This is a genomic window from Nocardioides sp. Root190, from assembly GCF_001428565.1.
Lineage (GTDB): Bacteria > Actinomycetota > Actinomycetes > Propionibacteriales > Nocardioidaceae > Nocardioides.
In genome coordinates this window covers 321709-348334 of record NZ_LMIA01000010.1, presented here as the reverse complement: position 1 = coordinate 348334, position 26626 = coordinate 321709, and the positions used below count along the sequence as shown (strand labels likewise).

Below are 26626 nucleotides of genomic sequence, written 5' to 3'. Positions count from 1 at the left end.
AGAAGGAGAACCGTGGCCAAGACCCGAGTTTCAGAACTCGCGAAGAAGTACGGCATTCCCAGCAAGGAAGCGCTGGAGAAGCTGAGCGCGATCGGAGAGTTCGCCAAGACGGCGTCGTCGAGCGTCGAGCTTCCTGCTGTCAAGAAGTTCGAGTCGACGTACGGCGCCGAGCTCCTTGCCAAGATGCAGCCGTCCGGCGACGCCGGCGCTGCCGCTCCGGCCAAGCCGGCGCCCCGCCCTGCCCCGCGCAAGCCCGCCGAGGCCCCCGCCCCGGTCGAGGCCCCTGCCGCTGCCGAGGCCCCCGCTCCGGTGGAGGCCGCCGCTCCGGCGCCTGTCGCCCCGGTGGAGGACAAGCCCGCGGCCCCGCGCCCGGGCCCGCGTCCCGGCCCGGCCAAGGCTCCCGAGCCCGAGCCCGAACCGACCCCTGAGCCGCCTGCTCCGGTTGCCGAGGCCCCGGCCCCTGCTGCCGCCAAGCCGGCTGGTCCCAAGCCGCCGACGCCGAAGGCTCCGGCCCCCGCGCCGCGTCCCGTCGGCAAGCCCGGTGGAACTCCGCGTCCGGGCAACAACCCGTTCGCTCCGAGCCAGGGCATGGGCCGCCGCCCCGCCCCGGCGCCGCGCGAGGGTGACGCCGGTCCCGCCGGCCCGCGTCCGCCGGCTGGTGCCGGTGGCGCTGCCGCGCGTCCGGGCATGCCCCGTCCGAACCCGGCGATGATGCCGAAGTCCCCGGCCGCCTTCGGCCAGGGCCCCGGTGGCCGTGGTCCCGGTGGCCCGGGTGCCGGTCGTGGCCCCGGCGGCCCCGGTGGCCGTCCCGGTGGTCCCGGACGTCCGGGTGCCCCCGGTCGCGGTGGCCCCGGTGGTGCCGGCGCAGGTGCCGGTGCCGGTGCACCCGGTCGCGGCCCCGGTGGCTTCGGCCCCGGTGGTGGCGGTCGTCCCGGTGGTGGCCGTCCCGGCCAGCGTGGCCAGACCCAGGGTGCCTTCGGTCGCCCGGGTGGTCCCGCCCGTCGCGGTCGCAAGTCGAAGCGTGCGCGTCGCCAGGAATTCGAGGCCATGGAGGCCCCGACGATCGGCGGCATGCGGGTCCGCAAGGGCAGCGGCGAGACGATCCGTCTGGCCCGCGGCTGCTCGCTGACCGACTTCGCCGACAAGATCGGTGTCGACGCGGCGTCGCTCGTGCAGATGCTCTTCCACCTCGGCGAGATGGTCACGGCCACCCAGTCGGTGGGCGACGAGACCCTGGAGCTGATCGGTGACGAGCTGAACTACGTCGTCGAGATCGTGTCCCCGGAGGACGAGGACCGCGAGCTGCTCGAGACGTTCGACCTCGAGTTCGGTGCCGACGAGGGCGGCGAGGACGACCTCGTCATCCGTCCGCCGGTCGTGACCGTCATGGGTCACGTCGACCACGGAAAGACCAAGCTCCTCGACGCGCTCCGCGACGCCAACGTCGTGGCCGGCGAGGCCGGTGGCATCACCCAGCACATCGGTGCCTACCAGGTCCACACCGAGGTCGACGGCAACGACCGCCGGATCACCTTCATCGACACCCCGGGTCACGAGGCGTTCACCTCGATGCGTGCCCGTGGTGCCCAGGCGACCGACATCGCCGTCCTGGTGGTCGCGGCCGACGACGGCGTCATGCCGCAGACGGTCGAGGCGCTCAACCACGCCCGGGCGGCCGGCGTGCCGATCGTGGTCGCGGTCAACAAGATCGACAAGGAGAGCGCCGACCCGACCAAGGTTCGTGGTCAGCTCTCCGAGTACGGCCTCGTTCCCGAGGAGTACGGCGGCGACTCGATGTTCGTCGACGTCTCGGCCAAGGCCGGCCTCAACCTCGACAAGCTGCTCGAGGCGATCGTCCTGACGGCCGATGCATCGCTGGACCTTCGGGCCAACCCGGTGCAGGACGCCCAGGGCCTGGTCATCGAGGCTCACCTCGACCGGGGCCGCGGTCCCGTCGCGACGATCCTCGTCCAGCGCGGAACGCTGCGCGTCGGCGACTCGATCGTCGCCGGGCCGGCCCACGGCCGGGTCCGCGCGATGCTCGACGAGCACGGCGACAACATCGTGGAAGCCGACCCGTCGCGTCCCGCGATGGTGCTCGGTCTGACCGCCGTCCCCGGCGCCGGTCAGAACTTCCTCGTCGTCGAGGACGACCGGATGGCACGCCAGATCGCCGAGAAGCGCGAGGCGCGCGAGCGTGCGGCCATGCAGGCCAAGCGTCGCGTCCGCCGTACGCTCGAGGACTTCATGGCCTCCATGGAGAAGGGCGAGAGCCAGGAGCTCAACCTCATCCTCAAGGGCGACGTGTCCGGTTCTGTCGAGGCTCTCGAGGACGCCCTGGCCCAGATCGATGTGGGCGAGGAGGTCAGCCTCCGCGTCATCGACCGTGGTGTCGGCGCGATCACCGAGACCAACGTCGACCTGGCCGCCGCATCCGACGCGATCATCATCGGCTTCAACGTCCGGCCGCAGGGCAAGGCGGGCCAGATGGCCGACAAGGAAGGTGTCGAGATTCGTTACTACTCGGTCATCTACCAGGCGATCGAGGAGATCGAGGCGGCTCTCAAGGGCATGCTCAAGCCGGAGTACGAGGAGTCGACCCTCGGCCAGGCGGAGATCCGTGCGATCTTCCGCAGCTCGAAGATCGGCAACATCGCAGGCTGCATGGTCATCGGTGGAGTGCTGCGTCGCAACGCCAAGGTGCGCATCCTCCGTGATGGCGCCGTGGTCGCGGACAACCTCGACCTGGCCTCCCTCAAGCGGGAGAAGGACGACGCGTCCGAGGTCCGGGAAGGCTTCGAGTGCGGTCTCGTGCTCAAGAACTTCCAGGACATCAAGGAAGGCGACATCGTCGAGGCCTTCGAGATGAAGGAAATCCCCCGCAGCTGATCGCTGTGCACTGACTGTGCCGCCCGACCCCGCGCGGGTCGGGCGGCACAGGCGTTCTCCGAGCAACATCTCTCTGATAGGAACAGACCATGGCCAGCCCGCGCGTGCGCAAGATCGCCGACCGGATCAAGGTGATCGTCGCCGAGATGCTCGAACGACGGATCAAGGACCCCCGGTTGGGGTTCGTGACCATCACCGAGGTCCGGATGACCGGCGACGCCCAGAACGCCACCATCTACTACACCGTGCTCGGTGACGGCGAGGTCCAGGCCGACACCGCTGCTGCGCTCGAGTCCGCCAAGGGCGTGCTGCGCGCCGAGGTCGGCAAGCAGCTCGGCATGCGTACCGTGCCCAGCCTCGCCTTCGCCTTCGACGGCATCCCCGAGTCCGCCCGTCAGCTCGACGAGGTGCTGGCCCGGGCCCGTGAGGCCGACGCCGCCGTGGCGGCGGTCCGGGAGGGCAAGGAGCCGGCCGGTGAGGCCGACCCGTACAAGAAGCCCCGCGAGGTCCTCGACGAGGACGACCTGGACCCGGACGACGAGGACGGGCTGGACGAGCGGGACGACCGCGCCTGATGGCCGATTCCGGCCTCGTGGTCGTCGACAAGCCTGCGGGCATGACGTCCCACGCCGTCGTCGCGCGCGTGCGTCGTACCCTCGGCACCCGCAAGGTCGGTCACGCGGGCACGCTCGACCCGATGGCGACCGGCGTGCTGGTGCTCGGGATCGAGCGCGCCACCCGTCTGCTCGGGCACCTGATGCTGACCGAGAAGACCTACGCGGCGACGGTGCGGCTCGGGCAGGTCACCACGACCGACGACGCCGAGGGCGAGGTCACGGCCACGACCTCGGCGGCGCACGTCACCGAGGACGCGGTCCTCTCGGCGCTGACGGCCTTCGAGGGCGACATCGAGCAGATCCCCTCGACGGTCTCTGCGATCAAGGTCGACGGCAAGCGCGCCTACGCCCTGGCGCGCGCCGGCGAGGAGGTCGAGCTCAAGGCCCGCCCGGTGCGGATCCACGAGATCGTCGCGGGCGAGTTCCGTCGCGACCGGGAGTTCCTCGACCTCGAGGTGCGGGTCCGCTGCTCGAGCGGCACCTACATCCGCGCGATCGCCCGGGACCTCGGTGCCGCGTTGGGCGTCGGTGGTCACCTGACGGCGCTGCGCCGTCACGCGGTCGGCCCGTTCACCCTGTCCGGCGCCAACACCGACCTCGACCACCTGCACGCCATCGCCATCGAGGACGCAGCGCGGCAGTGCTTCCCGGTGCTCGACCTGGACGAGGAGCAGGCGCAGTCGGTCCGGTACGGACGCGCGCTGGCCCTCGACATCGACACGCTGACCGGGGTGTTCGCGCCCGACGGCGAGTTCCTCGCCCTCTACCGGCCCGAGGGCGAGATCGCCCGCCCGGCCGCCGTGTTCGTCGGCTGATTCCGGCTCGCGCACCCGGGTGTGGGAGAGTTGCCGCCGTGCGAGTGTGGCGCGACTTCTCCGAGGTGCCGAGCGATCTCGGCCGCACGGTGGTGACGATCGGGAACTTCGACGGCATGCACCTGGGACATCAGCACGTCGTCCAGCGGGCCCGCGAGGTCGCGGCCGAGGTCGGTGCGGACACCCCGATCGACGGTGTGGTCGCGGTGACCTTCGATCCGCACCCCATCGCCGTGTTGCGGCCCGAGCACGCACCGGCGACGATCACGACCATCGACGAGCGACTGCGGCTGCTGGGCGAGGCCGGTGTCGACGACGTCCTGGTCATCCCGTTCTCCCGCGACATCGCCGCCTGGACACCCGCGGAGTTCATCGACCGGATCCTGGTCGATGCCCTGCACGTGCGCGCCGTGGTGGTGGGCGGGAACTTCCGCTTCGGCAACCGCGCCGCGGGTGACTGCAACCTGTTGCGTGCCGCCGGGCAGGACCACGACTTCGTCCTCGAGGAGGTCAGCCTCGACGGCGGACCCCAGGTCTGGTCCTCGACCTACGTGCGCACCTGCCTGGCCGCCGGTGACGTGACCGGTGCCGCCGAGGCGCTCGGCCGCGAGTTCAGCACCCGCGGCGTGGTGATCGAGGGCGACAAGCGGGGACGCGAGCTCGGCTTCCCCACGGCCAACGTCCCCGTCCGGGCAGGGGCGGCCGCCCCTGCCGACGGCGTGTACGCCGGACGGCTGACCGTGCTCGACGGGCCGGACGCCGGCACGACCCACCCCGCGGCGATCAGTGTCGGCACCAACCCGACGTTCGCTGGCGAGCGGGAGCGGCGGGTCGAGTCCTACGTGCTCGACCGCACCGACCTCCAGCTCTACGGCCGCGAGGTCGAGGTCTCCTTCGTCGAGCGGCTGCGGGGGATGGTGCGCTTCGACTCGATCGACGACCTGCTCGTGGCGATGTCCGACGACGTCGCGCGGGCCCGGACGATCCTCGTCGGTTGAGGTGACCGACGACAACGCGGCGGCTGTCGCCGCCGCCGAGCGGTGGTTCGTCGACCACGGCCTGCCGTACTTCGTCGACGACTTCCGCGCGGGCGTCGCGCGTGGCCTGCAGCGGGCGCGGCTGGTCGCGGTGTTCGCGGGGTCGGTCCTGGTGGGTGCCCTCGGCGGTGCACTGGTGGGCGCCTGGCTCGGTGCGGCCGCCGGCCTCGGTGCCGGACTGACCATCGGCGGGGCCGTGCTGGCGACGTACGCCGTCGCGACCCTGCGGGCGTGGATCATCGTCGGCTGGGCCGTCCGGCGCACCTTCCGCTCGCTCGGGCTGGTGCTGCCGCTGGTGACGCGCGCGCTGCCCCTGCTGCTCCTGTTCATCACCTTCCTGTTCATCAATGCCGAGGTCTGGCAGGTCGCCGCGAGCCTCGACGGCGGGATCCTCTGGGTCACGGTCCTGCTGTTCGCCGCGATCGCGGTCGGGTTCCTCTTGACCCGATTGCCCGAGGAGCTCGACAACGTCGACGACGAGGTGGAGTCGGCGCAGCTGGTCGAGGCCTGCGCCGGCACACCGCTCGAAGAGGCTGCGCGCGGTCTCGCCGCCAGGGTGGACAAGGTGGGCTCGGTCGATGCCGAGGTCACCGGACTGCAGAAGGCCAACCTGGTGCTGGTCCTGCTGGTCGCCCAGGCCGTCCAGGTGCTGCTCCTGGCACTGGCCGTCTTCGCCTTCTTCATCGTCTTCGGAGTGGTCGCGATGGAGCCGTCGGTGGTCAGCACCTGGACCGGCGGCACCCTCCACCCGCTCGAGGGTCCGCTCGGCGAGGTGGCGGGGGAGCGGCTCAGCCTCGAGCTGCTGCGGGTCTCGACCTTCCTGGCCGCGTTCAGCGGCCTCTACTTCACCGTGTACGCCGTGACCGACGAGCTGTACCGGCGGCAGTTCTTCTCCGTCGTGATCCGCGAGCTCGAGCGGGCGGTCAGCGCCCGGGTGGCCTACCGGTCGCTGCGGGACGGATTCACTGACAATCTCTAGTGACTTAATCGTGTTAATCTTCGGGCATGACGGAGAACCACGTGCGTCGCCGTTCGGTGCTGGGCCTGCCGATCGCCGGACTCGCTGCAGCAGGAGCTGCCCAGGTCGGCCCGCTGGTCGGCCCCTTCCTCGAGCGCGCGGCCGCCGGGTCGCCCTCGATCATCAAGCCGCTGCCCGCAGCATGGTTCACGGACCACGGGACCAACGCCGAGACCCGCTGGGAGTCGGTCGACCCTGATCGGCACCTCACACCTCAGTCGCGGCTCTTCGTGCGCAACCACACCGTGACGCCCGTGATCGACCCCGACACCTACCGGCTGCGGATCCACGGCGACGGGTTGGTTCGCGCACAGGGTGTCTCGATCGGTCTGCGTGAGCTGCGCCGCCGCTTCCGGCACGTCGAGGTGACCTCGGTGCACGAGTGCACCGGCAACGGGCGCAGCTTCTACGACACCCAGCAGGGCCGCAAGGCATCCGGGACGCCGTGGACCCTCGGCGCGGTGGGCGCTGTGAGATGGCAGGGCGTGCGGCTCCGCGACGTCCTGGCGTGGGCGGGCGTGCGCCGCGACGCCGTCTCGGTGCAGGGCGCGGGCCTGGACCCGCACCACGTCGACAAGGGCGTCGACGTCGGTCCGGTGCGCCGGCCCTTCCCGATCGGGAAGGCGCTCGACGACGCGCTGCTCGCCTGGGGGGCCAACGGCGCGCCGCTGCTGCCCGACCACGGGTTCCCGCTGCGTCTGGTGCTGCCCGGGTGGGTGGGCATCGCCAGCATCAAGTGGCTCGGCGACCTCGAGGTGTCGACCAGCGAGCTCACCTCGCCCTGGAACGCCCAGTGGTACAACGTCGGCGGTCCGCTGGGCGTCAACCCGGTGCGATCGGCCTGGGAGCTCCCGTGGGACGCACAGCTGCCCGGCGCTCGCGCGCTCACCCTGACCGGCCGTTCCTGGTCGGGCGCCGCACCCATCGCCCGGGTCGACGTCAGCACCGACGGCGGTACGACGTGGAGCCCGGCCCGGTTGCACCCGGAGCGGGGGCGTGGCCGCGGACGTCGTACCTCCGGGCACAGCTGGTCGCAGTGGAGCCACACGTGGCGCTCGCCGAGAGCCGGCGCCCACGAGCTGCTCGCCCGGGCGACCGACGTGCGCGGGCGCACCCAGCCCGACATCGCGGCGTACAACCCCAACGGGTACTTCTTCGACGCGGTCGTGCGGCACCCGGTCACGGTCGTCTGACCGTCCGAACATCCGGGGGGAGCGGAGTCGGGTCAGTCCTCGACGCGTCCCCGGAGCTGCTTGGTCTGCCCGCGCTGACGCTTCGCCTCCAACCGGCGTTCCTTCGACCCACGGGTGGGCCGCGTCGCCCGACGGGGTGCCGGCGGGGGCGCCAGCAGCTCGCGCACGCGCGCAGCGAGACGCTCCCGGGCAGCCACCCGGTTGCGGTGCTGCGAGCGGTGCTCGTGGGCGACCGCCGTGAGCGGCCCGCCGCTGCGGGCCACCAGGCGCTCGCGCTGCCGGTCGTCGAGCACGGCCGAGGTCGCCGGGTCCCACGCCAGCTCGACCCGGGAGTCGGTGGTGTTCACCGACTGACCACCCGGCCCCGGCGACCGGGAGAACCTCTCGACGAGCTCGGTGTCAGGGATGCTCAGTCCCGTGGGCAGGCCGGGGCCCGACGGGACCTCGAGATCCACGTGCCGTCCCCGGTCAGGAGACGGTGACCGGGACGCCCGACAGGACGGCGTTCCCGGAGACGTCGAGTCGGTCGGGGTCGGTCAGGTCGTTGATCGAGACGCCGACGACCTGGCTCGCGACCGCCAGACGTACGCCGTCGCGCTGGTGCCCGTAGCCGTGGGGGAGTGACACCACGCCGGGCATGACGTCCTCGGTGGCCTTCACCTCGACCTCGACCTTGCCGACCCGCGAGGCGACGGTGACGAGTGCGCCGTCCACCAGGCCGCGTGCATCGAGGTCGGCCGGGTGCATCAGCAGGTGGTGGCGGGTCCTGCCGCGGGTGAGCCGGTCGGTGTTGTGCATCCACGAGTTGCAGTCGCGCTGGTGCCGACGGCCGATGAGCAGCAGCTCCTCGCCCGTGGGGACCTCCTGACGACGGAGCCGGTCGAGATCGCCTGCCACCAGGTCGGGCAGCGCCTGGATCCGCTTGTCGCGGGTGAACAGGCGCGACGGCAGCTGGTCCGGCTGCAGGGCACCGATGTCGACACCCTCCGGGTGCTTGCGGAGCTGGGTCAGCGTGACGCCGGACCTGCCCGTGCGCAGCAGCATCCCGATCAGGAAGGTGGGGCTCATCCGGAGCCTGGCCTCGGCGACGAGACGTCGCCGCAGCGGAGCCTTCCGCTCGAGCCGCCGGTTCACGCGGAGGTGGAGGTCGCGGAAGATCTCCCAGTCGTGACGCTGGTCGCGGGACTTGGGGAAGACGGCCGGGGTGAACCTGGCGGTGTCGCGCACCGCGAGGACGTGGAACGGCAGGTCGTAGTGGTCGCGCTCGAGCAGTGTCGTCGGCGGCAGGATCACGTCGGCGTGCCGGGTGGTCTCGTTGAGGTAGATGTCGATCGACGCACAGAAGTCGAGCCCGTCGATCGCGCGGTCGAGCGCCACGCCGTCGGGTGTCGACAGCACCGGGTTGCCCGCGATGGTCAGCAGCGCCCGCACCTGGCCCTCGCCCGGTGTCTCGATCTCCTCGCGCAGCACGGAGACCGGCAGCTCACCGCCGAACTCGGGCGCCTGTCGAACGCGGGAGCGGAACCGGTCGTGATGACCCCGGCCGATCAGCCCACGCCCGACGGCGTCGATCGCGGGAGAGGTGAACATGGCTCCGCCCACCCGGTCGGTGTTGCCGGTGACGAGGTTGAGCAGCTGGACCGCCCACTGGCAGACCAGTCCGAACTCCTGGGTCGAGACGCCCATCCGGCCGTAGGCGGCCGCGCCGTCCGCTGCGGCGAACTCGCGGGTGATCCGCACGATCTCCTCCGCGCTCACTCCGCTCGCCTGCTCGGCCGCCTCAGGCGTGAAGCCGGCGACGGCGGCCTCGACCGCAGCCAGCCCGTCGACGTACGACGCCGGCGCGGTCAGTCCCTCGGTGAACAGGGTGTGGAGCATCGCGAGCAGCACCCAGGCGTCGGTGCCCGGCCGGACGAAGTGGTGCTCGTCGGCGACCTTCGCGGTCTCCGTGCGCCGCGGGTCGAACACGACCATCCGGCCGCCTCGCTCGTGCAGCTCGCGCAGCCGCCCGGGGAAGTCGGGCACGGTCATCAGTGAGCCGTTGGAGGCCATCGGGTTGGCGCCGAAGACGAGGAAGTACGACGTCCGGTCGATGTCGGGCACCGGGAGCAGCAGCTGGTGGCCGTAGAGCTGGTGGCCGATGAGCTGGTGGGGGAGCTGGTCGACCGAGGTGGCGCTGAACTTGTTGCGGGTGCGGAAGGTCTGCACCATGGTCAGGCCATGGGTCAGCGCACCCAGGCTGTGGGCGTTGGGGTTGCCGAGGTAGAGCGCGAACGCGTCGTCGCCGTGGGCGTTGACGGCGCGTGCGATGCCGTCGGCGACGATGTCCAGCGCCTCGTCCCAGCCGATCTCCTCCCAGCGGGCGTCGGGTCCCTTCCCGATCCGCCGGACCGGACGGCGCAGCCGGTCGGGGTCGGCATGGATGTCGCCGAGTGCCACGCCCTTCGGGCAGATGTGTCCCCGGGAGAGCGGGTCGTCCGGATTCCCGCGGGCACCGGTGACCCGGCCGTCCTCGATGGTCAGGAGGAGACCGCAGGTCGCCTCACACAGGTTGCACACGCCGATCTTCTGTTCCGCCACGCTGGCATCGTCACATGTGCGGGAGGCCAGCGCCATGACCTGCGCGGCCAACCTCGGGCCATCAGCGATTCGTGGCCCCACGAACCCCGCTGTTAGCCTTGTGCGGTTGTCGTCGGAGCAATTCGACGACACACCTTGCCGTCAGAACGGCCGCGGATCGAGAGAGCTCCCGAGATTCCAGGCGGGAGCGCCGCGCAACGAGCACTGTGCCCGAAGGGGCCGGAGGAGAAACCCATGGCAGTCGGAACCGACGCTGAGACCAAGAAGAAGATCGCCGCCGAGTACGGCAAGTCCGAGGGCGACACCGGTTCGCCCGAGGTGCAGATCGCGCTGCTGAGCCACCGCATCAGCCACCTCACCGAGCACCTCAAGAAGCACAAGCACGACCACCACAGCCGTCGTGGCCTGCTCCTGCTCGTCGGCCAGCGCCGTCGCCTCCTCAACTACCTGAAGAAGACCGAGATCGAGCGTTACCGCTCGATCGTCGAGCGTCTCGGCCTTCGCCGCTGATCTGCGCTCCTGCGGAGCGTCCGCTGCGTTGGCGGGCCTCGACGGCCCGCTTCGCTTGACGGCCGCCTTCGGCCCGCCGCCTTGCGGCCGCACACGCAGGAGCACCGATCCGCTTCCGAACGGGTGACCCTCCGGGGTCGCCCGTTCTGCTTTTCTGCGCCCCGGTCGATAAGGTGGCCAACGTCATTCACATCCATTGAGCGGGGCAGCGCGTCCCGCACCGTAGGAATAAGAGAACACTTTGTCTGAACCCGTCATCTCCGCTGTCGAGACCGTTCTCGACAACGGCAAGTTCGGCACCCGCACCGTCAAGTTCGAGACGGGCCTCCTCGCCCGCCAGGCCGCTGGCTCCGTCAGCGCCTACCTCGACGGTGACACGATGCTGCTGTCGGCGACCACCGCCGGCAAGCACCCCAAGGACCACTTCGACTTCTTCCCCCTGACGATCGACGTCGAGGAGCGGATGTACGCCGCGGGCAAGATCCCCGGCTCGTTCTTCCGCAGCGAGGGTCGTCCCGGCGAGGACGCGATCCTGACCTGCCGCCTGATCGACCGGCCGCTGCGCCCGACCTTCAAGAAGGGTCTGCGCAACGAGGTCCAGGTCGTCATCACCGTGATGGCGCTCAACCCCGACGCCCTGTACGACGTGCTGGCGATCAACGCCGCGTCGCTGTCGACCCAGCTCTCCGGCCTGCCGTTCTCCGGCCCGGTCGGCGCCACGCGCGTCGCGCTGATCGAGGGCCAGTGGGTGGCGTTCCCGACCCACAGCCAGCTCGAGGACGCCGTCTTCGACATGGTCGTCGCCGGCCGCGTCACCGAGACCGGTGACGTCGCCATCATGATGGTCGAGGCCGAGGCCACCGAGGACTCCTTCGCCAAGGTCGCCGGTGGCGCCATGGCTCCGACCGAAGAGGTCGTCGCCGCTGGTCTGGACGCCTCGAAGCCGTTCATCAAGCAGCTCGTCGAGGCCCAGGTCGAGCTGGCCAACGTGGCCGCGAAGCCCGTTCAGGAGTTCCCGGTCTTCCTCGACTTCGAGGACGATGTCTTCGCTGCCGTCGAGGCCGCTGTCGGCGCCGACGTCACCGACCTCTACAGCGTCGGCGGCTCGCGCGAGCGCGTCCTGAGCAAGCTGGAGCGCGAGGAGGAGGGCGACAAGATCAAGGTCGCACTCCTCGAGCAGCTCGGCGACCAGTTCGCTGGTCGCGAGAAGGAGGTCGGCGCGGCGTACAAGGCCGTCACCAAGCAGGCCATCCGCACCCAGGTCCTGCGCGACAAGGTCCGCATCGACGGCCGCGGTCTCGCCGACATCCGTCCGCTGCACTCCGAGGTCGACGTGATCCCGCGCGTCCACGGTTCGGCGCTGTTCGAGCGTGGCGAGACCCAGATCCTGGGCGTCACCACCCTCGACATGCTCAAGATGGAGCAGCAGCTCGACACGCTGTCGCCGGAGAAGCACCGCCGCTACATGCACAAGTACGTCTTCGCGCCCTTCTCCACCGGTGAGACCGGCCGGGTCGGTTCACCGAAGCGTCGCGAGATCGGCCACGGCGCGCTGGCGCGTCGCGCGCTGGTGCCCGTGCTGCCGAGCCGCGAGGAGTTCCCCTACGCGATTCGCCAGATCTCCGAGTGCATGGGCTCCAACGGCTCCACCTCGATGGGTTCGGTCTGTGCCTCGACCCTGTCGCTGCTGCAGGCCGGTGTCCCGCTGAAGGCCGCCGTCGCCGGTATCGCGATGGGCCTCATCTCCGGTGAGATCGACGGCAAGCTCGAGTACGTCGCGCTGACCGACATCCTCGGCGCCGAGGACGCGTTCGGCGACATGGACTTCAAGGTCGCCGGCACCAAGGAGTACGTCACCGCGCTCCAGCTGGACACCAAGCTCGACGGCATCCCGGCCGAGGTCCTCGCGAAGGCCCTCAACCAGGCCCGCGACGCCCGTCTGGCGATCCTCGAGGTCATGGCCGAGGCCATCGACGCTCCCGAGGAGATGTCGGTCCACGCCCCGCGGATCATCACCGTGAAGGTCCCCGTCGACAAGATCGGCGAGGTGATCGGGCCCAAGGGCAAGGTGATCAACCAGATCCAGGACGACACCGGCGCGACCCTGTCCATCGAGGACGACGGCACGGTCTACATCGGTGCGACCAACGGTGAGGCGGCCGAGGCCGCTCGCCAGGCGGTCAACGCGATCGCCAACCCGACCATGCCCGAGATCGGCGAGCGCTACCTCGGCACGGTCGTGAAGACGACCAACTTCGGTGCCTTCATCGCCCTGATGCCGGGCAAGGACGGGCTGCTGCACATCAGCAAGCTGCGGTCCATCGCCGGTGGCAAGCGCGTGGAGAACGTCGAGGACGTCGTCTCGGTCGGCCAGAAGCTCCAGGTCGAGATCGCCGAGATCGACGACCGCGGCAAGCTCTCGCTGATCCCGGTCGTCGAGGACGCCCCGGGCGGGTCCGACGAGGCTGCGGAGTCCGAGGACGCGTGAGCACAGCTCGCACCACGACGACGGCCGGTCAGCAGCACGCTGACCGGCCGTCGGCCGTTTCCCGGGCCACGACCCGGACCCTGGAGACCGTGCAGGACGACGGCGGCCTGGTCACCTCGGTCGTACGCCGTACCCAGCTCCCCTCCGGACTGCGGATCATCACCGAGCAGATGGCCGGTGCCCGGTCCTCCTCGATCGGCGTGTGGGTCGGTGTCGGCTCGCGCGACGAGACCACCGCGACCCACGGGGCCTCACACTTCCTCGAGCACCTGTTGTTCAAGGGCACCTCGGAGCGCTCCGCGCTGGACATCTCGATCGCCCTGGACGCGGTCGGTGGGGAGTTCAACGCCTTCACCGCCAAGGAGTACACCTGCTTCCATGCGCGGGTGCTCGCCGACGACCTGCCGCTGGCCGTCGACGTGCTCGGCGACATGATCACGGGCTCGTTGATCGAGAGCCACGACGTCGACGCGGAGCGCGACGTCATCCTCGACGAGATCGCGATGCACGACGACGACCCCGACGACGTCGTCCAGAACCTGCTGGCCGCCCTGGCCTGGGGAGCCGACACGCCGCTCGGACGCCCCATCGCCGGCACCGACGCCTCGATCGAGGCGATGACGCGGGCCCAGATCCGCCGCTTCCACCGGCGCCACTACGTCCCGGCCAACACCGTCATCTCGATCGCAGGCGCGGTCGACCACACAGCCGTCGTACGCGCCGTCAAGAAGGCGTTCTCGCGGCACGACTGGCTCGAGGGTGCCGCGGCCCCGGTCGAGCCGCGGGCGCTGGCCCGGGGACGCCGTCCCGAGGTCGGTGCTGGCTCCGCCGAGGTGCACCGCCCCTTCGAGCAGGTCAACCTCGTCATCGGCCGGGAGGGCCTGGTGCGTGACGACGAGCGTCGCTACGCGCTCGGTGTCCTCAACGTCGCGCTCGGTGGCGGGACCTCCAGCAGGTTGTTCCAGGAGGTGCGGGAGGTGCGCGGTCTCGCCTACTCGGTCTACTCCTTCTCCAGCCAGTACGCCGACTCGGGCGTCGTGGGCGTCGCGGTGGGCTGTCTGCCGGACCGGACCGACGAGGTGCTGTCGGTCGTGCGGGAGCAGCTGGAGCTGATCGCGGAGGAAGGCATCACTGCCGACGAGCTCGCCCGCGGCAAGGGGCAGCTGGTCGGCGGCATGATCCTGGGCCTGGAGGACTCCGGGTCCCGGATGATGCGGCTGGGCAAGAACGAGCTGGTGCACGGCGAGATCGTCGGGATCGACGAGGTCATCCGGCGGATCGAGGCCGTGACGCTCGAGGAGGTCCGCGCCGTCGCTGCCGATGTCTTCGGCCGTCCGGAGCTGCTGGCCGTGGTCGGTCCGGGCGAGAGCGCGGCAGAGCCGATCCTGTAACCTGCGACCCGTGAGCGCTGGGGACCCGAGACGGCTCGATCCGGCCAGCCTCTTCGGCCTCGACGGACGGGTCGCACTCGTCACCGGCGCTGCCGGGTACCTCGGCTCCGCGGTGGCCTCGGCCCTCGCTGCCGCGGGGGCGACCGTGGTGCTGAACGGCCGCAACCGCGAGGCCCTCGACGGCGTCGCGGGCGACATCGCCGTGGCCGGCGGCGCGGCCCACGTCGCGGCGTACGACCTGCTCGACTCCGCCCAGGTGGGCGCCCTGGTGGCGGAGGTCGAGGAGCGCTTCGGGCGCCTCGACGTCGTGGTCAACAACGCCTACCGGGGGACGACGGGCACGCTCGACACGGCGACACCGGGGGACTACGACCACTCGTTCCGGATCGGCATGACCGCGCCCGCCGACCTGGTCGGCCAGGCGCTCGACCTGCTCGCCCGCTCCTCGGACGCGACCCACGCGGCGTCGGTCATCAACGTCGCCTCGATGTACGGCGTCGTGAGCCCGGACCCCGCCGTCTACGGCGACTCCGGCCACAACTCGGCGCCCTACTACGGCGCCGCCAAGGCGGCCCTGCTGCAGTGGACCCGCTACGCCGCGGTGCACCTCGCCCCGCGCCACGTCCGGGTCAATGCGATCACCCCGGGCCCGTTCCCGAAGCCGGCGGTCCAGCAGAACATGCCGGAGCTGTGGGACAACCTGACGGCCAAGGTCCCGATGGGGCGCCTCGGGACGCCCCGCGAGCTCTGTGGCGCCGTCGTCTACCTGGCCTCGGATGCCGCGTCCTTCGTCACCGGCACCAACCTGGTCGTCGACGGCGGCTGGACGGCGTGGTGACCGCGCGGCGGGTCCGCGTGGTGCTCCAGGCCCGCACGAACTCCTCGCGCCTGCCGGCCAAGGTGCTCCTGCCGCTCGGCGGCCTGCCGTTGATCGTGCTCGCTGCCCGGCGGGTGACCTCTCCGGCGCACGAGCTGGTGGTGGCGACCTCCGTCGAGGAGTCCGACGACCGCCTGGCCGCCCTGCTCGCCGAGTCCGGGCTCGATGTGGTGCGGGGAAGCCTGGACGACGTGCTGGGCCGCTTCGTGGCCGCAGTCTCCGACCTCTCCGACGACGACGTCGTCGTGCGGCTCACCGGCGACAACCCGGTGCCGGACCACGAGGTGGTCGAGGCGCTCGTCGAGGAGTTCCTCGCGGCCGACCTCGACTACCTCAAGCTGTCCGACGAGCTGCCCTACGGCCTGGCCGCGGCCGCCTTCAGTGTGGGTGCCCTGCGCCGCGCCGACGGCGCCACCGACGACCCCGCCGATCGCGAGCACGTGACGTCGTGGCTGCGCCGAGAGCTGCGCAGCGGCACGTCCACCCAGCGCTTCGGGATCCCGGAGGGCTCCGCGGCCCGCTGCACGGTCGACACCCTCGAGGAGTACCTCGCCATGGCCGCTGCCGTGGCGCGGGTGGCCGACCCCGTCGGCGTACCCGCGCGGGACCTGGTGGCGCTGCTGGCCGAGCCGGCCGTGCCGGCCGTCGCGTCAGGTCGCGCCGACATCGCCCGGATGTCGCTCGGTGGTGCCCAGCTCGGACTGGCCTACGGCCGCGTCAACACGGTCGGCAAGCCGGACCGGGCGAGCGCCGTCGACCTCGTCCGTCGTGCGGTCGCGGCCGGGGTGAGGACCATCGACACCGCACGGGCGTACGGCGACAGCGAAGCGGTCCTGGGCGAGGCGCTCCTCGGCTCGCCGTCGGTCCGCGTGGTCACCAAGGTGGCGCCCCTCGGCGCGGACGCTCCGGCCGAGGCCGTCGACGCCTCCGTGCTCCGCTCGCTCCACGAGCTCCGGACCCGGCAGCTCGACACCGTCCTGCTCCACCGCGCCAGCGACATCACTGCCGACGGCGGGCGGCGCTGGGACCGGTTGCTCGCGCTGGCCGACCAGGGGCTGGTCCGCAGGCTCGGGGCCTCGGTGCAGAGCCCGGCCGAGCTCGAGCTCGCGCTCGCGACGCCGGGGATCGAGGTGGTCCAGGTGCCGTACCACGCGCTCGACCGACGCTGGGACGCCTGGCTCCGCTCCCCGGAGTCGCTGGACGTGGAGGTCCACGTGCGCAGCGTGTTCCTCCAGGGGCTCCTGCTGGCCCCCGATGCCGCGCGATGGCCCCGAGTCCCCGGAGTGGACCCGGACGGCCTCCTGGAGGCCCTGGACGGCTTCGTGGAGCGCTTCGCCCGGCTGGACCGGGCCGACCTGTGTGTGGCGTTCGTCCAGGCCAACCCGGCCGTCAGCCGACTGGTGCTCGGGGTGGACACGTCAGAGCAGCTGCTGTCGAACGCCGCGCTGGTCGCGCGCGCCCCCCTCGAGGACGACCAGGTCCTCGAGGTCGAGCGGGCGTTCGGCGAGCTTCCCGAGCAGCTGCTCAATCCGGCGCTGTGGAGCTGACGGACCCGGTCTGAACGGGCTGGTCGACCGTCTCCTCGTCGGTTCCCACGGACTCGACGGTGAACGCGAAGTCGTCGCCGTGCTCGGTGACGCCGGTGATGACGGCCTGTTCGACGGCGTCCGCGCCGTAGCGACGACGCACGACCATCGGGTCCTGACGCAGGTCCGCGACGAGAGCGGCCGCGAGCCCGATCATGATCAGCACGAACGGCAGCGCCGCGATGATGGTGATCGTCTGCAGGCCTTCCAGTGCGTCCGTTCCGCCGGCCAGCAGCATCACAGCCGCCACGGCGCCGGTGGCGACACCCCAGAAGATCACGACGACGCGCCGGGGCTGGGTGGTGCCGCGTTCGGACAGGCTGCCCATCACGATCGAGGCGGCGTCGGCGCCGGAGACGAAGAAGATCGCCACCAGGACCATCACCACGATGCTGGCGACGGTGGCGAGCGGAAGGGCGTCCAGGGTGCCGAAAAGCTGGGACTCCAGCCCGCCGGCAGCGGCGATGTCCGTGCCCGATGCCTGCAGGTCGATCGCGGTCCCACCGAGGATGCAGAACCACAGCACGCTCACCACGCTCGGGACCAGCAGCACACCGGTGACGAACTGCCGGATCGTGCGTCCGCGGGAGATCCGGGCGATGAACATGCCCACGAAGGGCGTCCACGACAGCCACCACGCCCAGTAGAAGACGGTCCAGTCCCCGAGCCACTGCTCGGTCGCGGCGCCTTCGGCTCCGGTGCGAGCGGCCATCATGGCGAGGTCGTTGAGGTAGCTGCCGAGCGAGGTCGGTACCAGGTTGAGGATGAACACGGTCGGACCCAGGACGAAGAGGAACAGGGCCAGGGCGAGGGCCAGGACCATGTTGGTGTTCGACAGCCACTGGATGCCCCGCGACACCCCCGACACAGCGGAGAGAACGAAGGCGAGCGTCAGCACGGTGATGATCCCCACCAGCGCGCCGTTGCCCAGGGATCCCCATCCGCCGACGATCTCCAGGCCGCTGCTGATCTGCAGGGCACCCAGCCCCAGCGAGGTGGCCGAACCGAAGAGGGTGGCGAAGATCGCGAACATGTCGATCAACCGTCCGGCGCCGCCGGAGGAACGCTCGCCGAGGAGGGGGGCGAACGCTGCCGAGATGAGCTGGACGCGTCCCTTGCGGTACACGCCGTAGGCAATGGCCAGGCCGACCACCGCGTAGATCGCCCAGGGGTGCAGCGTCCAGTGGAACATCGTCGTCGCCATAGCGGTCTGGGCCGCGGTGTCCGCATCACCGCCGGTTCCCGGCGGCGCCGAGACGAAGTGGGACAGCGGCTCGCTGACTCCGTAGAACATCAGTCCGATGCCCATCCCGGCGCTGAACATCATCGCGATCCACGAGACGGTGCGGAACTCGGGTTCCTCGTCGTCGCGTCCGAGCGGGATGGCGCCGTACTTGCTCATCGCGAGCCAGACGACGAACACCACGAACCCGCTGGTCGTCAGGACGAACAGCCAGCCCGTGTTGGTCACGACCCAGTCCAGTGCGGTGCTGGAGGCGGAGCTCAGCGACGAGGTGCTGGCGAGACCCCAGACCACGAAGGCCGTGGAGACGGCCGCTGCCAGCCCGAAGACCACGGGATCGAGCCCCGTGCGGGCGGGCACCTCGTCGACCAGGGCGTGATCGAGAGCAGGGTGCGGGACGACGTCGGACGCCGGTGAGGTGAGGGCGGCCTCGACGAACTTGGCCGCACGGTGGTCCTCGGTAGGGTTCAACTGATCAGTCACAAGAGGTGGCAATACCCGCGATCGCGAGGCACAGACGTGTGACCTGCGTCACGAGTGCGGTCAGCGCCGGCCGATGATCCCGATGACGGGAGGCATCTTGGAGTCGACGATGTAGACCCGGAAACCGCCGTCGCGCAGCTGCGCGGAAGCCTTCTCGAGGATGTCGGCGACCTGCTCGGGGCGCGAGGTGTCGAAGAAGAGGTTGACCGACCCGCCCGGCATCAGCCGCTCGTGCAGGAGGGCGATCTCCTCGGACGCGTCGCGGACCCAGAACAGGTTCACGTCGAAGGCGAACACCTTGGTCAGGCGCTTGACCGGCACGCGGAGCGTGGCGAGGTCGATCTGACGCACGGTGAGGCGACCGGCCTCGATGTGGGCGGCGCAGCGCTGCTTGGTGCGGTCCACGCCGGCCTCGGACCGGTCGATGGCGAACATCTTGCCCTTGCCCTCGAGCCGGCGACAGATCAGATCGGCAGCGGCACCATTTCCGCAGCCGATCTCCAGCACGTGGTCGTTGGGCTGTACGTCCATGAAGTCCACCGCCCATCGGATCCGGGCCGGGATCTTGTTCACCATGGGGGTCAGCCTGCCAGAACGCTGCCGGCGCTGACGCACTACCTTGGTCCCGTGACTTCACGTGTCGCGGAGAACGCATCTGCAGAGGGGCTCCCGGTCGGCGTACTCGGCGCCCGGGGCAAGGTCGGGGCCGAGGTCGTCAAGGCCGTCGAAGGGGCGGGTGACCTGAGGTTCACCGTCGGGGTCGACCAGGGCGATTCCATCGCCGACCTGCACGAGAGCGGGACCCGGGTGGTGGTGGACTTCACCCACCCCGACGTGGTCATGGACAACCTGCGCTACTGCATCGAGAACGGCATCCACGCGGTCGTCGGGACCACCGGCTTCGACGACGCACGCCTCGAGACCCTGCGCGGCTGGCTGGCCGACAGTCCCGGCACGGGCGTGCTCATCGCGCCGAACTTCTCCATCGGCGCCATCTTGATGATGAGGTTCTCGGCGATTGCCGCACCCTTCTTCGAGTCCGTCGAGGTCATCGAGCTCCACCACCCGACCAAGGCCGATGCGCCCAGCGGTACGGCGCGGCGTACCGCCGAGCTGATCGCCGCCGCCCGCCGCGAGGCCGACAGCCCGCCGATCCCCGACGCGACCAGCACCGGCCTCGAGGGTGCTCGCGGTGCGGACGTCGAGGACGTCCGGGTCCACAGCCTGCGCATCCGCGGCCTGGTCGCCCACCAGGAGGTCGTCCTCGGCGGCCTGGGTGAGACCCTCACCATCCGGCACGACTCGCTCGACCGGATCTCCTTCACCCCCGGCGTCCTCACGGGTGTACGTCGCATCGCCGGCTTCCCGGGGCTCACCGTCGGCCTCGAGAACTTCCTCGACCTCAGCTGACCGCGAAGTGCGGGGTTCTCTCCGCCGAAGTGCGCCGTTTTCTCCATCGAGGTGGGCGTCCGTGCCGCGTCGGCACCCGTGTTTCGGCGTACCTCGGTGGAGAAATCCTGCCCCTTGGCAGGAGAGAACCAGGCACTTCGCGCGTCACAGGAGTCGGAGCAGGGCGGCGACGGCGGCGGAGCCGAACACCACGACGAGGAACGGTGCCCGCGCCAGCAGGAGGAGTACGGCGACCCCGAGCGCCGCGATGCGCGCGTCGAGCACCAGTTCCCCGCCGCCAGGAGCGGCCAGGACCTGCACGGTGACCAGGGCTGCGAGCAGGGCTGGGGGAATCAGGTCGGCGATCCGGGCGACCACGGGGTGCGCGAGCACCCGCTGAGGCACGGACAGACCGGCGAGCTTGAGCAGGTAGCAGCCCAGCCCGGCGCCGAGCACGGCCCACCAGATCACCGCGCGTCCCCCTCGTCGATGCCGGCGGCTGCGTCGGTCGAACGGGGCGCCAGGGCGCCGACCAGGACCGCGACACCCGCAGCGACCAGCACCGGGACCCCAGCGGGTGTCACCGACACCGCGCCCGCCGCCACCAGGGCCGCCAGCGCCGCGGTCAGTCGGGACAGGGGCGAGGACAGCCGCGGCCACAGCAGGGCGAGGAACGCGGCGCCGACGGCTGCGTCGAGGCCCAGGTCCCGCGGATCGCCGAGCTGCTCACCGGCGACCGCTCCGGCGAAGGTGGTGAGGTTCCAGAGCACGAAGATGGTCCCGCCAGTGGTCCAGAACCCCGTCCGGGCCAGGTCCCGGTCGGCGCGGTGCACGGCCATGGCGGTCGACTCGTCGATCAGCACGTGGGCGGCGACGGCCCGTCTCCAGCCGCGGTACTCCAGCAGGGGAGCGAGGCGGAGGCCGTAGAGGGTGTTGCGGGTGCCGAGGAGCAGCGCGGTGAAGGCGCCGGAGACGGCAGAGCCACCCGCCCCGAGCACGCCGACCAGGGCGAACTGCGAGGCGCCGGTGAACATCAGCAGCGACAGCACACAGGTCTGCGCGACGTCGAGACCCGAGGTGACACCGACGGCGCCGAAGCTCAGCCCGTAGGTCCCGGTGGCGATCGCCACGCCGAGGCTGTCGCGCATGACGGTGCGTCGAGCCACGTCCACGGTGGTCAGGCCCCTGCTGGTCAGGCCAGGGAGGTGTGCAGCCGGACCTGCTTGACCGCCTGGGTACCGGCCTCGTCGGCGAGCTCGCGGCTCGCACCGTCGGGTGCCCAGCCGGCGCTGGTCAGGAACGCCCGGCTGATGTCGTCCGCGGCGTCGACCCAGAACACCGCGCGGGTGAAGCCGTCAGCGACGAGCGTGTCGGCGCAGGCCTGCAGCAGTCGCGAACCGTGTCCGGCGCGGGTCCGCTCGGGGTCGATGGTGAACTCGCCGATCTCGCCGTCGACCGAGGCGTCCGCGTCGGGGTCGGTGTTGGGGCCGGTCAGGGCGAAGCCGACGACCTCGTCGTGGACGAGGGCCACCATGGCGCGCTGGCGTGCCTGGGGCGGGCGGCCGAGGGTGCCCCGCCAGGCCGTGGCGAGCTCGTCGGGACCGATGCCCTGCTCCTCCAGCTGCGCAGCCATCCGGTCGTCGTACCGCTGCTGCCAGGCGCGGAGCTGCACGGCGGCCATGGCGGCGGCGTCAGCCGGCCAGCCGACCCGGACGGAGACATCTGCGGCGACCATGCGCCGATACTCCCATCGGAAAGTCCGCGACCCGGCACCGGCACCGGCTGGGCGCACCGCACTAGGGTCGCGGCATGGAGATTCGCAACCTCGGCGCGAGCGGCCTGAAGATCTCGGCCATCGCCTACGGCAACTGGCTCACCCACGGTTCCCAGGTCGAGGAGGACGCCGCGCTGGCGTGTGTCCGCCAGGCACTCGACGAGGGCATCACCACCTTCGACACCGCCGACGTGTACGCCAACACCGCGGCGGAGACGGTGCTCGGCAAGGCGCTGTCGGGGGAGCGACGCGAGGGCCTGGAGATCTTCACGAAGGTCTTCTGGCCGACCGGGCCCGGCAAGCACAACGACCACGGGCTCTCGCGCAAGCACATCATGGAGTCGATCGACGGCTCGCTGCGTCGGCTCGGCACCGACTACGTCGACTTGTACCAGGCACACCGCTTCGACCACGAGGTCCCGCTCGAGGAGACGATGCTGGCCTTCGCCGATGTCGTACGCGCAGGCAAGGCGCTCTACATCGGGGTCTCGGAGTGGCGCGCGGAGGAGATCCGCGCCGCCGCCCTGCTCGCCCGCGAGCTGCGGGTTCCGCTCGTCTCCAACCAGCCGCAGTACTCCATGCTCTGGCGCACCATCGAGGCCGAGGTGGTGCCCGCCTCCCGCGAGCTCGGCATCGGCCAGATCGTCTGGTCGCCCATCGCGCAGGGCGTGCTCACCGGCAAGTACCTGCCCGGCCAGCCGCCCCCGGCGGGCTCGCGCGCCACCGATGCCAAGGGAGGCGCCGACAACGTCGGCCGGTGGCTCAAGGACGACGTCCTGGAGCGGGTGCAGGAGCTGAAGCCCATCGCCGAGTCGACCGGTCTCACCCTGGCCCAGCTCGCCGTCGCGTGGGTGCTGCAGAACGACAACGTCTCGGCGGCCATCATCGGCGCCAGCCGGCCCGAGCAGGTCACCGAGAACGTCAAGGCGGCCGGGGTCACGCTCGACCTCGGGATCCTGACCGCGATCGACCGTGTCCTGGACGGCGTCGTGACGACCGATCCCGGGCGCACCCGGAGCCCGCGTCGCTCGGAGATGTTCAGCTGAGCCGGAACCCGTACCGACTGCTCGGCACGAGGTCGAGCCCGTCGGCGGCGCCGAAGCGGGCGCAGCTGTCCATCAGCGTGGTGAACCGCCGCTGGAGCTCGGCCTCGTCCCCACCGCTGCCGTAGAAGGCGTGCTGGTCGCTCAGAGCGGCCATCGGGAACAGCTCCTCGACGATGCCCGCGACGTCACCACCGCCGGCGGTCAGCGTCCGGACGACCGGGTTCTGGACGTAGCCGAACGTGCCCTGGGTGTCGATCGCCACCTGGGTGTGTCGCTCCAGCCAGTCGGATCGCCAGTCCTGGGGTGTCATCGAGGCCGGTCGGCGCAGGAGGGCGATGTTCGCGAGCGCGTCGGCTCGTACGCCGTCGGGGACCGTGGGCGGGACGAGCGGCTCGCGCTCCTCGACCAGCCACGCATCGAGCTCCGCGTCCAGCCGTCGTACGACGTCGAGGGCTGCGGTCGGATCCTGGTCGGTCCACACCGAGACGACCGCGGTCACGGGGGCACCGGGACCGAACCTCATCGCTCCCGCGACGTCGGCGTCGTCGAGGTTGACCTGCAGGCGGCTCGCCCCGGTCGTGGCGAGGGCGGCGCGGAAGGCGGGGTCGAGCAGGTCGTCTCCCGGCTCGCTGCGGTGGAGTGCGGCAATGAGCTTCACGTCGGGCAACCTACCGTCGGGTGGGTCCACCCGGAGGCGTTCGTCCTACTTGTCGTAGTCCCCGGGGAGCTCCTGGCCGATCTTGATCCGGGCCTTCGGCAACCTCATGAACTTCATCTGCATCGAGCGGGTCAGCGCGTAGTAGGTCGTGCCCTTGAGGAGGTCGTCCGGGAAGCGCTTCCTGAGCTCGCGCCGGAGTCGGAAGCGCAGCACGAGCATGTCCGTGATGACGAACAGCACGGTCGCGAGCAGGACCAGGCTGCTCGCCTGGACCAGTGCGGAGTTGCCGGTGTAACCGAGGACCAGGCCGATGATCATCAGCGGGATGACCATCTCCACGATGGAGAAGCGCCGGTCGACGTAGTCGCGGATGAAGCGACGGATCGGGCCGCGGTCACGGGGCAGGAAGTAGCGCTCGTCGCCGGCCTTCATGCCCTGGCGGATCTTGCGGCTCTCCTCGGCGCGGAACTCGCGCTGCTGGCGCGTGGCGCCCCGCTTGTCGGCGGGTGCCTTCGCGCGTGCCCGGGCGGCGGCCTCGGCCTCCTTGCGGGTCGGCGTCGGCCGGCCCTTGCCGCCGGGCTTGCTGAGGTTGACCGTCTCCTGGACGGGCTCGGACTTGGTGCGCTTGAACACGGGAGCCTCTCTGACCGGACTGAATCAGTCGCGGTGGGTCTTGCCGGGCAGGTCGAGCATGCGCTGCAGCGCGGTGAGCGCGTCTGCCTCGGTCTGCGGGTCGACCTTGATCTGGTTGACGACGACACCCTCGACGAGGTTCTCCAGCGCCCACACGAAGTGGGGCAGGTCGATCCGGTTCATCGTGGAGCAGTAGCAGACGTTGCGGTCCAGGAACATGATGTTCTTGTCCGGGTGCGCGTTCGCGAGCCGCTGCACGAGGTTGAGCTCGGTGCCGATGGCCCAGCTCGAACCGGCCGGCGCGGCCTCGATCGTCTTGATGATGAACTCGGTCGATCCGACGAGGTCGGCCTTGAGCACGACCTCGTGCTGGCACTCGGGGTGGACCAGGACGTTGAGGTCCGGAACCTTGGCACGCAGCTCGTCGACGACGTCGGTCGTGAAGCGGCCGTGCACGGAGCAGTGGCCCTTCCAGAGGATGATCTTCGCCTTGGCGAGCTCCTCGGGGCTCACCCCGCCGTCGGGCTTGTGGGGGTTCCACACCACGCACTCGTCGAGCGAGTAGCCCAGCTTGAGCACGGCGGTGTTGCGGCCGAGGTGCTGGTCGGGCAGGAAGAGGACCTTGGTGTCCGCGCCCTTCTGCGCGAAGGCCCAGTCGAGCGCGACCTCGGCGTTGGAGGAGGTGCACACCACCCCGCCGTTGCGTCCGCAGAAGGCCTTGATGTCGGCGCTGGAGTTCATGTAGGTCACCGGCACGACGACGTCCTGCACGCCGGCCGCGGCCAGCGCCTCCCAGGCCCGCTCGACCTGGGCGATCCGGGCCATGTCCGCCATGGAGCACCCGGCGGCGAGGTCCGGCAGGATCACCTGCTGGTCGGGGCCGGTCAGGATGTCGGCGGACTCGGCCATGAAGTGCACGCCACAGAACACGATGAACTCGGCCTCGGGCCGTGCCGCGGCGTCGCGGGCCAGCTTGAAGGAGTCGCCGGTGACGTCGGCGAACTCGATCACTTCGTCGCGCTGGTAGTGGTGGCCCAGCACGAAGAGCCGGTCGCCGAGTGCTGCCTTCGCGGCCCGGGCGCGAGCGACCAGGTCTGGATCGGAGGCGGCCGGCAGGTCGCCGGGGCAGTCCACGCCCCGCTCCGAGAGCGGGTCGGTGCCGCGGCCGAGGGGCAGCAGCGGGAGGTCCACGGTGGTCATGGGTCCATCCTAGTTTGGGCGGTGCGAGAGACGCCGATCGGTGCGCGCACGCGGACCGCCGCCGGTTCCGACATGATGGCGTCATGCGTGTGCTCGTGGCCCCTGACAAGTTCGCGGGCACTCTCTCTGCCGTCGAGGCTGCGGAGGCGATTGCGGAGGGCTGGCGGCGTCATGCGCCGGACGACGAGCTGGTCCTGGCGCCCATGTCCGATGGCGGTCCGGGCTTCGTCGACGTACTCCACGCGAGCCTCGGTGGCGAGCTGCTCGCGGTCGTCTGCGAGGCGCCCCAGGGCCATGAGGTCCCCGCGACGATCCTGATGGTGGGCGAGACGACCTACATCGAGAGCGCGCAGGCCTGCGGCGTCCACCTGACGGGCGGCAAGCTCGGGGAGTTCGGTACGACGGTCGGCGTCGGCCAGCTGCTCCTCGAGGCGGTCAACGCGGGTGCCGCCCGGATCGTGATCGGCCTCGGCGGCTCCGGCACGATCGACGGTGGCGCCGGGCTGCTGGCCTCGCTGGGGGCGGACGCCGACGTGTCCCTCGACGTGGGCGGGATCTTCCTCGACACCGTGACCACCGTGGACCTCAGCATCGCCCGTGGCCTGGTGGACGGCGCGGAGATCGTCGCGGCGACCGACGTCGACATCCCGCTCACCGGACTCTTCGGGGCGAGCAAGACCTTCGGTGCGCAGAAGGGGCTCGACGAGGAGATGCAGGTGATCATGGACGGCTACCTCGAGCAGTTCGCGACGGCCACCGATCGTCGCCTCGCGCTCGAGCCGGGGGCTGGTGCCGCAGGAGGCATCGGGTTCGCACTGATGCTGCTCGGCGGTCACCGGGTGTCCGGGATCGAGCTGGTGGCCGAGGCCGTCGGCCTGGCCGACAAGGCGCGGTCGGTGGACCTGGTCATCACGGGTGAGGGTGCCTTCGACTTCAGCAGCCGGGCAGGCAAGGTGCCGGCAGGGGTGGCCGCGGTGGCCGCCGACGCACTGCGTCCCTGTGTGGCGCTGGCCGGCCAGGTGCTGGTGGGCTCCCGCGAGATGCGCGCGCTCGGGATGGACGCCGCCTACTCGCTGTTCGACGCCGTGGGGGAGGAGCGGGCCTTCGCGGATCCGGCGGGCTCGCTCGCCGAGCTGGCAGCGCGGGTTGCCCGTACCTGGTCCTCCTGACCTGCGTTCCACTTTCTGCACACGCCCGTG

24 protein-coding genes are annotated in these 26626 nt (G+C 70.9%); 14 read left to right on the top strand and 10 right to left on the bottom strand.

Going from position 1 to position 26626, the window contains the following annotated elements; translation table 11 throughout:
- Positions 1–12 precede the first annotated feature (12 nt).
- The 6 genes from infB to ASE01_RS14500 all read left to right on the top strand — a co-directional run bounded on the left by infB (position 13) and on the right by ASE01_RS14500 (position 7569).
- Positions 13–2889 (top strand): translation initiation factor IF-2, encoded by a 2877-nt coding sequence (gene infB, locus ASE01_RS14525; RefSeq protein ID WP_056753328.1) that lies wholly within the window; start codon positions 13–15, stop codon positions 2887–2889.
- 89 nt (positions 2890–2978) lie between these two features.
- Positions 2979–3464 carry a 30S ribosome-binding factor RbfA gene (rbfA, locus tag ASE01_RS14520; protein WP_056753325.1) on the top strand — a complete coding sequence of 162 codons (486 nt, stop codon included), beginning with the start codon at positions 2979–2981 and terminating at the stop codon, positions 3462–3464.
- On the top strand, positions 3464–4321 hold the full coding sequence (gene truB / locus ASE01_RS14515; RefSeq protein WP_056753322.1) for a tRNA pseudouridine(55) synthase TruB: 858 nt from the start codon (positions 3464–3466) through the stop codon (positions 4319–4321). Before rbfA ends, truB begins: the two co-directional genes overlap by 1 nt.
- A 38-nt stretch (positions 4322–4359) precedes the next feature.
- On the top strand, positions 4360–5319 hold the full coding sequence (locus tag ASE01_RS14510; protein ID WP_056753318.1) for a bifunctional riboflavin kinase/FAD synthetase: 960 nt from the start codon (positions 4360–4362) through the stop codon (positions 5317–5319).
- 1 nt (position 5320) lies between these two features.
- The gene (locus ASE01_RS14505; protein ID WP_056753315.1) at positions 5321–6337 is read left to right on the top strand and encodes a hypothetical protein; all 1017 of its coding nucleotides are present in this window, start codon (positions 5321–5323) and stop codon (positions 6335–6337) included.
- 26 nt (positions 6338–6363) lie between these two features.
- Entirely contained in the window at positions 6364–7569 is a 1206-nt protein-coding gene (locus ASE01_RS14500; protein WP_056753312.1) for a molybdopterin-dependent oxidoreductase, read from the top strand.
- Between the two features lie 32 nt (positions 7570–7601).
- Here the strand turns inward: ASE01_RS14500 and arfB are convergent, their stop codons facing one another.
- Together arfB and ASE01_RS14490 are read right to left on the bottom strand one after the other, a co-directional pair.
- Positions 7602–8024, bottom strand: a complete 423-nt coding sequence (gene arfB / locus ASE01_RS14495; RefSeq protein WP_056753309.1) for an alternative ribosome rescue aminoacyl-tRNA hydrolase ArfB — start codon at positions 8022–8024, stop codon at positions 7602–7604.
- 13 nt (positions 8025–8037) lie between these two features.
- Positions 8038–10149 (bottom strand): molybdopterin-dependent oxidoreductase, encoded by a 2112-nt coding sequence (locus tag ASE01_RS14490; protein WP_235536031.1) that lies wholly within the window; start codon positions 10147–10149, stop codon positions 8038–8040.
- A 234-nt stretch (positions 10150–10383) separates the two neighbouring features.
- Between ASE01_RS14490 and rpsO the strand changes: the two genes are divergently transcribed.
- From rpsO to ASE01_RS14465, 5 genes are all read left to right on the top strand, one after another.
- Positions 10384–10659 (top strand): 30S ribosomal protein S15, encoded by a 276-nt coding sequence (rpsO, locus tag ASE01_RS14485; RefSeq protein WP_056753299.1) that lies wholly within the window; start codon positions 10384–10386, stop codon positions 10657–10659.
- 241 nt (positions 10660–10900) lie between these two features.
- Complete coding sequence (locus ASE01_RS14480; RefSeq protein ID WP_056753295.1) at positions 10901–13147, top strand: polyribonucleotide nucleotidyltransferase; 2247 nt, start codon at positions 10901–10903, stop codon at positions 13145–13147.
- Positions 13144–14538, top strand: coding sequence for a M16 family metallopeptidase (locus ASE01_RS14475; protein ID WP_056753291.1), 1395 nt, complete (start codon positions 13144–13146; stop codon positions 14536–14538). Before ASE01_RS14480 ends, ASE01_RS14475 begins: the two co-directional genes overlap by 4 nt.
- Before the next feature lie 10 nt (positions 14539–14548).
- Positions 14549–15376: an SDR family NAD(P)-dependent oxidoreductase gene (locus ASE01_RS14470; RefSeq protein WP_056753288.1), complete on the top strand. Its 828-nt coding sequence runs from the start codon at positions 14549–14551 to the stop codon at positions 15374–15376.
- Positions 15373–16962 (top strand): aldo/keto reductase, encoded by a 1590-nt coding sequence (locus ASE01_RS14465; protein ID WP_056753277.1) that lies wholly within the window; start codon positions 15373–15375, stop codon positions 16960–16962. Before ASE01_RS14470 ends, ASE01_RS14465 begins: the two co-directional genes overlap by 4 nt.
- Here ASE01_RS14465 and ASE01_RS14460 read toward each other — a convergent pair.
- Positions 16940–18715, bottom strand: coding sequence for a BCCT family transporter (locus ASE01_RS14460; RefSeq protein ID WP_157537363.1), 1776 nt, complete (start codon positions 18713–18715; stop codon positions 16940–16942). The two genes, ASE01_RS14465 and ASE01_RS14460, sit on opposite strands and share 23 nt — an antisense overlap.
- Before the next feature lie 72 nt (positions 18716–18787).
- On the bottom strand, positions 18788–19303 hold the full coding sequence (locus ASE01_RS14455) for a class I SAM-dependent methyltransferase (protein ID WP_056753270.1): 516 nt from the start codon (positions 19301–19303) through the stop codon (positions 18788–18790).
- Between the two features lie 51 nt (positions 19304–19354).
- Here ASE01_RS14455 and dapB point away from each other — a divergent pair, with 51 nt between their 5' ends.
- Complete coding sequence (gene dapB, locus ASE01_RS14450) at positions 19355–20137, top strand: 4-hydroxy-tetrahydrodipicolinate reductase (protein ID WP_056753266.1); 783 nt, start codon at positions 19355–19357, stop codon at positions 20135–20137.
- A gap of 144 nt (positions 20138–20281) precedes the next feature.
- Here the strand turns inward: dapB and ASE01_RS14445 are convergent, their stop codons facing one another.
- From ASE01_RS14445 to ASE01_RS14435, 3 genes are read right to left on the bottom strand one after another with little or no spacing between them, the layout of a single operon-like run.
- Complete coding sequence (locus tag ASE01_RS14445) at positions 20282–20587, bottom strand: AzlD domain-containing protein (RefSeq protein WP_056753263.1); 306 nt, start codon at positions 20585–20587, stop codon at positions 20282–20284.
- Positions 20584–21282 (bottom strand): AzlC family ABC transporter permease, encoded by a 699-nt coding sequence (locus ASE01_RS14440; protein WP_235536030.1) that lies wholly within the window; start codon positions 21280–21282, stop codon positions 20584–20586. Before ASE01_RS14440 ends, ASE01_RS14445 begins: the two co-directional genes overlap by 4 nt.
- A gap of 26 nt (positions 21283–21308) precedes the next feature.
- Positions 21309–21851 (bottom strand): GNAT family N-acetyltransferase, encoded by a 543-nt coding sequence (locus ASE01_RS14435; RefSeq protein ID WP_056753256.1) that lies wholly within the window; start codon positions 21849–21851, stop codon positions 21309–21311.
- A 74-nt stretch (positions 21852–21925) separates the two neighbouring features.
- Here ASE01_RS14435 and ASE01_RS14430 point away from each other — a divergent pair, with 74 nt between their 5' ends.
- Positions 21926–22936 carry an aldo/keto reductase family protein gene (locus ASE01_RS14430; protein ID WP_056753253.1) on the top strand — a complete coding sequence of 337 codons (1011 nt, stop codon included), beginning with the start codon at positions 21926–21928 and terminating at the stop codon, positions 22934–22936.
- Here the strand turns inward: ASE01_RS14430 and ASE01_RS14425 are convergent.
- From ASE01_RS14425 to nadA, 3 genes are read right to left on the bottom strand one after another with little or no spacing between them, the layout of a single operon-like run.
- Positions 22929–23594, bottom strand: a complete 666-nt coding sequence (locus tag ASE01_RS14425) for an EthD domain-containing protein (protein ID WP_200958853.1) — start codon at positions 23592–23594, stop codon at positions 22929–22931. The genes ASE01_RS14430 and ASE01_RS14425 overlap by 8 nt on opposite strands.
- A gap of 45 nt (positions 23595–23639) precedes the next feature.
- A complete protein-coding gene (locus tag ASE01_RS14420; protein WP_056753244.1) occupies positions 23640–24227 on the bottom strand; it encodes a DUF3043 domain-containing protein in 588 nt (195 codons plus the stop codon).
- A gap of 24 nt (positions 24228–24251) precedes the next feature.
- Entirely contained in the window at positions 24252–25427 is a 1176-nt protein-coding gene (gene nadA, locus ASE01_RS14415) for a quinolinate synthase NadA (protein WP_056753241.1), read from the bottom strand.
- A gap of 83 nt (positions 25428–25510) precedes the next feature.
- Between nadA and ASE01_RS14410 the strand changes: the two genes are divergently transcribed.
- Positions 25511–26596 (top strand): glycerate kinase, encoded by a 1086-nt coding sequence (locus tag ASE01_RS14410; protein ID WP_056753237.1) that lies wholly within the window; start codon positions 25511–25513, stop codon positions 26594–26596.
- The last annotated feature ends 30 nt before the right edge of the window (positions 26597–26626 follow it).

Excerpts from the sequence above, each read along its gene's own strand:
- ASE01_RS14435 (WP_056753256.1), bottom strand. The coding sequence starts at position 21,851 with ATGGTCGCCGCAGATGTCTCCGTCCGGGTCGGCTGGCCGGCTGACGCC.
- ASE01_RS14455 (WP_056753270.1), bottom strand. The coding sequence starts at position 19,303 with ATGGTGAACAAGATCCCGGCCCGGATCCGATGGGCGGTGGACTTCATG.
- rbfA (WP_056753325.1), top strand. The coding sequence starts at position 2,979 with ATGGCCAGCCCGCGCGTGCGCAAGATCGCCGACCGGATCAAGGTGATC.
- ASE01_RS14410 (WP_056753237.1), top strand. The coding sequence starts at position 25,511 with ATGCGTGTGCTCGTGGCCCCTGACAAGTTCGCGGGCACTCTCTCTGCC.
- nadA (WP_056753241.1), bottom strand. The coding sequence starts at position 25,427 with ATGACCACCGTGGACCTCCCGCTGCTGCCCCTCGGCCGCGGCACCGAC.
- ASE01_RS14430 (WP_056753253.1), top strand. The coding sequence starts at position 21,926 with ATGGAGATTCGCAACCTCGGCGCGAGCGGCCTGAAGATCTCGGCCATC.
- truB (WP_056753322.1), top strand. The coding sequence starts at position 3,464 with ATGGCCGATTCCGGCCTCGTGGTCGTCGACAAGCCTGCGGGCATGACG.
- ASE01_RS14500 (WP_056753312.1), top strand. The coding sequence starts at position 6,364 with ATGACGGAGAACCACGTGCGTCGCCGTTCGGTGCTGGGCCTGCCGATC.
- rpsO (WP_056753299.1), top strand. The coding sequence starts at position 10,384 with ATGGCAGTCGGAACCGACGCTGAGACCAAGAAGAAGATCGCCGCCGAG.